We start from the raw sequence: 7,675 nt of genomic DNA, 5'->3' as shown, positions 1-7,675 counted from the left end.
GGCGCCGTCCTGCCGGCTGCCACCGCGCATCGATCCCGAACCGCTGCCCGCCCCGGATGGGCCGCGCCGCACCGGGCCGATGACCGGCACCACGCTGGCGCTGTCATGGTCTCCGCAGTTCTGTCGCAACCACACGGGTGACGCCATCGGCGGCACGCAGTGCGATGGCAGCCTGGGTCATTTCGGCTTCGTGCTGCACGGGCTGTGGGCCGATGGCCTGCCCGGACAATGGCCACAGTGGTGCCCCGCCACGGTGCCCAGCGCCGAAACCCTGCGCCGCGCCATGTGCATGACGCCCTCGGCCCGCCTGCTCGCCCACGAATGGGCTAAGCATGGCGCCTGCATGGCCCCCACGCCAGAGGCCTATTTCGCGCAAGGCGCGCGGCGCATGGCTGCGCTGCATCTGCCCGACATGGACAGCCTGGCCCGCCGCCGCGTGCTGACCGCAGGCGACCTGCGCCGTGCGTTCATCAGCCGCAACCCCCGCCTCACCCCGCAGTCGATCCGCATCAGCGCCAGCCCCGGCGGCTGGCTGCAGGAAGTGCAGCTGTGTGCCGATCAGGCCGATCGGCCCAAGACCTGCGACGGCCTGGGCCTGGATGATGGCAGCCTGCTGCGGATCTGGCAGCGCAAGCGCTGAAGGCAGGGCAGCGGTGGTGGCCTATCCGTTGCCCTCGCCACGCTCCAGCAGCACCAGCGGCACATCACGCGTGCCGTCGGCGTGTTCGGCATAGGCGGTAAAGCCCAGGCGGGCCGCCAGCGCGAGCGAGGGCGCATTGTCGCCATCGATCATGCAGGCCACGCGGCGTGGTCCCTGCGAGGTGCCATGCGTGGCATCGAACCAGGCCAGCACGGCGGTCATCGCCTCGCGCGCCAGGCCCTGGCCCCAGCAGGATTGGGCAAAGATCCAGCCGGCTTCGGGCACATCGTCCAGCCCCTGGCCAAAGCCGCGCCAGGAATGGAACACGCCGGCAATGCCGATCACTGCATCATCATCGCGGCGGCGGCATGTGAAGATGCCATAGCCATAGAGCGCCCATGAGCCGGCATTGCGCAGCAGGCGCTGGAATTCCTCGGTCGCGCTGGTGGGGCGGTTGCCAAGGTGCCGGCGCACTTCTTGAGGGGCAAGCAGATCGACCAGCCCGGCATGATCGCGCGGGTGAGGATGCCACAGCGCAAGGCGCTCGGTAACGAGGGCGGGCTGCAAGGCAGACTGCTGGGCGGGCGCGGAGACGGTCACAGGTTCCATTTCCGAAACCTGCCCGATTTCCGCGGCGATGCAAGCCGATCAGCTTTCGAAAAAGCGCCAGGGACCGGCAGGAATGCCGGCCAGCAGCCAGTGCAACGCCGTGATCAGCCCCCACAGGATCAGCGCCCCGCCCCAGGCCCAGCCAAGTTTGCCCAGGTTGCGCAGATCGGGCCAGAACGGCGAGCGGCGCGACCAGATGCGCCATTCCTTGTCATAGAGCGCCTGGAACTTGGCATCCTGGGTGCGTGCACCGCCCACCGCCATCAATGCCAGGCCGCCGTTGAGCAGCAGCGAACGCAGGCTGGGCGCCACGATCAGATGCGAAATGCCCCACAGCGCGATGGCAAACATCATCGGATGGCGGGTCACGCGGAACACGCCCTGGGGCAGAGCGGTGGACAGCCCGTTCATGTTGCGCGGGGCCAGCGCCGGATTGCGCGAGAATGAAGCCAGCAACAGCGCCGTGGCGGTAAAGCTGAGCAGCGAGCCAGCCAGCCAGGGCAGGACGGCATAGCCGTTCCACAGCATTGGCCCATCGGGCGCGCGATCGTGCATGATCAAGACAAGGATCAGCGCGACCAAGGCGATGATGGAATAGACCGCAAGAAAGCCATTCAGCCCCAGCGCCTTGACGGCGGGTTTGCGCAAGGGATGCGAGAGTACCCAGTGGGAACCGGCAAAGAACAGCATCGCCAGGGCCAGGGGTAGATGTGATTCGATCAAGACATGCTCCGTACCCGCTGCATTGCAGCGCTCCCACGCCACTGCAAGCTAGCCTAACAATTGTTTACCATGCTCGCTTAGGCGAGCATAGACGCGTGGCATCCCCCAAGCATGTCTCATTGCCGAACAAATTGATCCGAAGTGGCGCCAGGACGGCGCCACGCCGAACTACCGCACCCCGTGCATCAATTTGCGCAAAACCCCCGAAAGCAGCAGAAGAACGACCCCAATCCCCACCGCGAACCAGCCGATCACATTGAAAACGCTGGTATAGGTGTCAAGACTCAGCTTGAGGTTGGTAACCTCTCCCCCCACGGTTTCCACACTTGCAACCTGCGCAACGATTCCGCCGACATATTGTGCCATGGCAATCGACAAATACCACACGCCCATCATCAGGCCGACGATGCGGGCCAGCGACAGCTTGGTGATCATGCTCATGCCGACAGGCGAGATGCACAGTTCCGCGACCGAGTGGATCAGGTAGAGGCCAGCCAGCCACCACACCGAAACCTTGAAGTCGGGGCCGGCAAAGCGGGTGCCCCAGACCAGGAACAGGAAGCCGGCGCCCACGCCCGCCAGGGCCACGCCGAACTTGACCGGGATCGAGGGTTCCAGCCCGCGCGCGGCCAGCTTGCCCCACAGGATGGTCAGCAACGGCGCCAGGGTGACGATGAACAGCGCGTTGAAGAACTGCGTCTGCCCGGCCGAAATGCTGAACAGGCCAAACACCGAAAGATCCGTGTTGCGATCGGCGAACAGCGTGAGCGAGGAACCGGCCTGCTCAAACAGCGTCCAGAACACGGTGTTGAACGTGGTCAGCACCATGGCCGCCACCATCATCTCGAATTCGACCCGGTTGCCGGTGCGCCAGGCATAGACTAGGATCGCGGGTACGCCGATCAGGAAACTGGCGAAGAGGATCTTGCCCAGCAGCGGCAGCGCCAGCACATAGGCCAGCAGGCTGGACCCGGCGGCGACCGGCTTGGCATCGAGCAGGTTCTGGAACAGCAGGATAACCGCGCCCACGGCGACCAGGCCGCCGACATAGATGAACGGGGTCAGGTCACGGCCGCGCTGGACCGGTGGCTCGCCGTAACCGGCCAGGCGCCCGCCATCGAACTGGATGAGCATCCAGGCAACCGCCATGCCGATCGCGGCCAACAGGAAGCCGGCCCACCACCCCACGGAATCGGCCAGCCAGGGGCAGAGGATCTGCGAGAACAGCGACCCCAGGTTGATGCCCATGTAGAAGATGGTGAAGCCGGCATCGCGGCGGCGGTCACCCGGGGCGTAGAGTTCGCCCACCACGGTCGCGAGGTTGGGCTTGAAGAACCCGTTGCCCACCGCCACCAGCGACAGGCCGAGCAGCATCAGCAGCACGTAGAACGACGAGCGCGTGCCGCCGGTGGCGAACTGGTCACCCGGCACGGTGCGGGCGACGTGGCCATCGGGCGCGAGTAGCGCCACGCTGCCATCGGCATTGCCCTTGATCAGCAGCTTGCTGCCATCCATGACCACATAGCGCTTTTCCAGGCCCGTGGCGGTAGGACGATCGACGGTGTTTTCGGCCACCACGTCATAGCGCTGGCCGGCGATTTCGGCATGGGGCTTGGCGGTTTCCCCGCCGAAGCACAGCACGAAATAGCCCAGCGACATCATGATCGCGCCATATTTGACCGAGCGCTTGGAGCCGAGCACGCGATCGGCGATCAGCCCGCCCACCAGCGGGGTGAGATAGACCAGCGCGGCAAAGCCGCCATAAAGCCCGTTGGTAGTGCTGTCGCTGAACAGGAAGTGCTTGGTGAGATAGAGCGTCAACAGCGCCCGCATGCCGTAGAAGCCGAAGCGCTCCCACATTTCGGTGGTGAACAGCCGCGCCAACTGGCGGGGATGGCCGAACCACCCGGTGTCACCATGGGCACTGGTGGACGACGGGGATGAAGGGGGCGTGTTCGCCTCGGTCATGGATGGATGCGCTCCGTGAAAAGCTGCCGGCGGGCGGGGCCGATGAATAGGCAGGGCCGATGGATATGCGACGATCGACGGTTCTGGTGGACGGCTCTTGTCGAGGGAAAAGCAGTCCGGTTGCGGCGGAAACTACCCGGATTGCGCGGTTTGGAAAGGCGCAATTTGCAACCGCGCGCCGCTTTGCAACGAACATGCGCGACAGCGCCAAGCGACTGAATATTCCTTTCTGGAAGCCAAGCCCCACCGAAACAAACCATCGCGGCATGCGTTTTTCGCCACTGGCCGCGCCGGTCGAGCGCCACACCGGAGAGAATTTCACCTGGTGGCCGAAAATTGCGCGGTTTTCGGCAAATTTCCCTGCATTTTTTGAACGTTCGATAAGTTGAACACTCGTCCGACATCTGGCACAGTGCAATTTGCGCCGTGACGGGGGTCAATCGGCGTAAAAGGGACTTCATACGATGCCGGGGGGCATCGCGGAGGGGGAGTGACATGATACGTTCCGAACTGCTGCAAGCTTTGGCCAAGGACAGCCCGGGCCTTCGCGCCGAAGAGATCGAGCGCGTGGTTGACGTGTTCTTCGACGAAATCGCCGGGCGCCTCGCCGACGGTGGCCGGGTGGAACTGCGCGGCTTTGGCGCCTTTTCCACGCGCGAACGCGATGCGCGCAAGGGCCGCAACCCGCGCACCGGCGAATCCGTCGACGTGCCGGGCAAGCGCGTGCCCTATTTCAAGCCGGGCAAGGAAATGCGCATCCGGCTCAACGCCGAGTGATCCTGCGCAGATAATACGGTTTGGCGCCGGCGCGGCCCGCCAAGGGCCACCACGGCGCCAGGGACGCTGCTGCCAAGGGGCACGGTAGCAGCGTTACAGGGGGGGCAGGCAGCGTTTTTGCACGAGACAATGGCGCTGCCTGCCATTCATATCCCGCCAACGCACCACAGCCGGCGCGACCAGGCGACAAGCCCCAAATCTACCAAGTCTAACAGGCAGTCAGGCTCGCGTCCGGCATAGGGACAGCGGGCCTTTTTTGCAGGGCTGCCGCGCCGCCCCCTTGGCGCGCGGCGGCCACCTGCCTATAGCCGCACAAGCCGTGCGGGCGTGGCGAAATTGGTTAGACGCAACGGACTTAAAATCCGTCGGGCTTTGCCCATGCCGGTTCAAGTCCGGCCGCCCGCACCACCATCACCTTCATGCGACAGTGGCACGCCGGCCGGCTTGAGGATCAGGCGCGCGCTTCCTGAACCCCGGCGCTGTTGTGGCGCAGTGCCTTGAGCACGGTATCGACGATATGCGGGGCGTTGAGCCCGGCCGCGTCATACTGCTTTTCGGGCGCATCGTGATCCTGGAACACATCGGGCAGGCGCATGGTGCGGATCTTGAGGCCGCTGTCGGTCAGCCCTTCGTCGCTCGCCATGGTCAGCACATGGGCGCCTAGGCCGCCAATCGCGCCTTCCTCGATCGTCACCACCACTTCGTGCGTGGCGATGAGGCGGCGGATCAGCGCATCGTCCAGCGGCTTGACGAAGCGCAGGTCGGCCACCGTGGTGGACAGCCCGCGCGCGTCGAGTTGGTCTGCGGCCTTGAGCGCTTCGGCCAGGCGCGTGCCGAGCGAGAGGATCGCCACCTTGCTGCCCTCGCGCACGACGCGGCCCTTGCCGATTTCCAGCCGCTCGGGAACGGTGGGCAGCGCCACGCCCACGCCATTGCCGCGCGGATAGCGGAAGGCGATCGGGCCGCTGTCATGACAGGCGGCGGTGTGCACCATGTGGACCAGTTCCGCCTCGTCGGCGGCGGCCATCACCACCATGTTGGGCAGGCTGGCCAGATAGGTCACGTCGAACGACCCGGCATGCGTGGCGCCATCGGCGCCGACCAGCCCGGCGCGGTCGATGGCAAAGCGCACCGGCAGGTTCTGGATCGCCACATCGTGCACGACCTGGTCATAGGCGCGCTGCAGGAACGTGGAATAGATCGCGCAGAACGGCCGCATGCCCTGCGCGGCAAGGCCGGCGGCAAAGGTCACGGCATGCTGCTCGGCAATGCCCACGTCGAACAGGCGATCGGGATAGGTCTTGGCAAACTTGTCGAGCCCGGTGCCCGAGGGCATCGCGGCGGTGATCGCGCAGACCGTGGGATCGGCCTTGGCCTCGGCCATCAGGGCCTGGGCAAAGACGTTGGTATAGCTGGGCGGGCCGCCCGCGCTCTTGGCCTGCTCGCCAGTGATCACGTCGAACTTCTGCACGCCGTGATACTTGTCGGCCGCCGCCTCGGCCGGGGCATAGCCCTTGCCCTTTTGCGTCACCACGTGGACCAGGCATGGCCCTTGCGCGGCATCGCGCACGTTTTCCAGAACCGGGATCAGCTGTTCCAGGTTGTGCCCATCGATCGGCCCGACATAGTAGAACCCCAGTTCCTCGAACAGGGTGCCGCCCATGGCCATGCCGCGGGCAAATTCGTCGGTCTTCTTGGCCGCATGGTGCAGCGGGCGGGGCAGCTTGCGCGACAGGCGCTTGGCCAGTTCGCGCAGTTCCAAGAACGGGCGCGACGATACCAGCCGCGCGAGATAGCCCGAGAGGCCGCCCACGGGCGGCGCGATCGACATGTCGTTGTCGTTGAGGATCACGATCAGGCGATTGCCGGCAGCTTCGGCGTTGTTCATCGCCTCGTAGGCCATGCCCGCGCTCATCGCGCCATCACCGATCACCGCGATCGCCTTGCCAGGCTTGCCGGCCAGCTTGTTGGCCACGGCAAAGCCCAGCGCTGCCGAGATCGAGGTCGAGCTGTGCGCGGTACCGAACGGATCGTATTCGCTTTCGCTGCGCTTGGTGAAACCGGAAAGGCCACCGCCCTGGCGCAGGGTGCGGATGCGGCTGCGCCGCCCGGTGAGGATCTTGTGCGGATAGGCCTGGTGGCCCACGTCCCACACCAGCCGGTCATCGGGGGTGTTGAACACGTAATGGATCGCGGTGGTGAGTTCCACCACGCCCAGGCCGGAGCCAAGGTGCCCGCCGGTCTGCCCCACGGCCGAGATCATCTCGGCGCGCAGTTCATCGGCCAGTTGGCGCAATTGACCAGGCGCCAGGCGGCGCAGGTCGGCGGGGGTATCGACGGTGTCGAGCAAAGGCGTGGCCGGGATTTCGGTCATTATCGCGCCTTACACCCCTTGCCGCGCGCTGTCGAGAAAACCCCTATGGTTCGCACCAAGGGGCGTGGAAACAGCAGCTTGGGCCTTGTCGCTGGCCCTCACAACGCCATGTCGAGCGCGTGGAGGGCAAGGCCCACCAGCCCGCCCACCAGCGTGCCGTTGATGCGGATGAACTGCAGATCTCGGCCCACGGCGCCCTCGATCCGCGCGGTCACGGTGCGGGCATCCCAGCGGCGGATGGTTTCCGACACCAGCCGCACGATCTGGCTGCCATAGCGGCTGGCCACGCCCACCAGCGTGCGCCGGGCAAAGCGGTTGACCAGCAGCGCCAGTTGCCGATCGGTTTGCAGCGCCCGGCCGAGGTCTGCCAGGGCCACGCCGATCTGGCCCGACAGCGCGCCATTGCCACCGCCGCGCACCGCCGCCAGCAAGCCACCGCGCGCGCGCTCCCATAGCGCGTCGAGCCAGTCGGTGAACGCGGGGTTGGCCAGCACTTCGGCCTTCATGCCTTCAACGCGGGCGCGCATGGCGGGGTCTTCGACGAGGTCGTGGGCAAGCTGTTCCAGCCCTTCCACGATCTTCAT

At 65.8% G+C, this 7,675-nt stretch carries 8 protein-coding genes and 1 tRNA gene; 4 read left to right on the top strand and 5 right to left on the bottom strand.

The window, feature by feature from the left end:
* A partial coding sequence (locus tag H926_RS29240) for a ribonuclease T (RefSeq protein ID WP_022677884.1) occupies positions 1–640 on the top strand: 640 nt, incomplete at its 5' end.
* Positions 641–661: 21 nt separating this feature from the next.
* Here H926_RS29240 and H926_RS0120130 read toward each other — a convergent pair.
* From H926_RS0120130 to H926_RS0120120, 3 genes are all read right to left on the bottom strand, one after another.
* The gene (locus H926_RS0120130; protein ID WP_022677883.1) at positions 662–1,249 is read right to left on the bottom strand and encodes a GNAT family N-acetyltransferase; all 588 of its coding nucleotides are present in this window, start codon (positions 1,247–1,249) and stop codon (positions 662–664) included.
* Between the two features lie 39 nt (positions 1,250–1,288).
* Positions 1,289–1,972, bottom strand: coding sequence for an NnrU family protein (locus H926_RS0120125; RefSeq protein ID WP_022677882.1), 684 nt, complete (start codon positions 1,970–1,972; stop codon positions 1,289–1,291).
* 168 nt (positions 1,973–2,140) lie between these two features.
* Entirely contained in the window at positions 2,141–3,940 is a 1,800-nt protein-coding gene (locus H926_RS0120120; RefSeq protein ID WP_022677881.1) for a peptide MFS transporter, read from the bottom strand.
* Between the two features lie 59 nt (positions 3,941–3,999).
* Here H926_RS0120120 and H926_RS34315 point away from each other — a divergent pair, with 59 nt between their 5' ends.
* The 3 genes from H926_RS34315 (at position 4,000) to H926_RS0120105 (ending at position 5,125) form a co-directional block, all read left to right on the top strand.
* Positions 4,000–4,329 carry a hypothetical protein gene (locus H926_RS34315; protein WP_148291823.1) on the top strand — a complete coding sequence of 110 codons (330 nt, stop codon included), beginning with the start codon at positions 4,000–4,002 and terminating at the stop codon, positions 4,327–4,329.
* Between the two features lie 106 nt (positions 4,330–4,435).
* A complete protein-coding gene (locus tag H926_RS0120110) occupies positions 4,436–4,717 on the top strand; it encodes an integration host factor subunit beta (protein ID WP_022677879.1) in 282 nt (93 codons plus the stop codon).
* A 321-nt stretch (positions 4,718–5,038) separates the two neighbouring features.
* Positions 5,039–5,125, top strand: a tRNA-Leu gene (locus H926_RS0120105).
* Between the two features lie 43 nt (positions 5,126–5,168).
* Here the strand turns inward: H926_RS0120105 and dxs are convergent.
* Both dxs and H926_RS31095 read right to left on the bottom strand, forming a co-directional pair.
* Positions 5,169–7,091, bottom strand: coding sequence for a 1-deoxy-D-xylulose-5-phosphate synthase (dxs, locus tag H926_RS0120100; RefSeq protein WP_022677878.1), 1,923 nt, complete (start codon positions 7,089–7,091; stop codon positions 5,169–5,171).
* Positions 7,092–7,189: 98 nt separating this feature from the next.
* The coding region (locus H926_RS31095) for a DUF445 domain-containing protein (RefSeq protein WP_043610611.1) at positions 7,190–7,675 on the bottom strand (486 nt) is incomplete at its 5' end.

The organism is Novosphingobium sp. B-7 (assembly GCF_000410615.1).
Taxonomy (GTDB): domain Bacteria; phylum Pseudomonadota; class Alphaproteobacteria; order Sphingomonadales; family Sphingomonadaceae; genus Novosphingobium; species Novosphingobium capsulatum.
The sequence above is the reverse complement of the archived record's forward strand: the minus strand, read 5'-3'. Positions and strand labels throughout refer to the sequence as shown.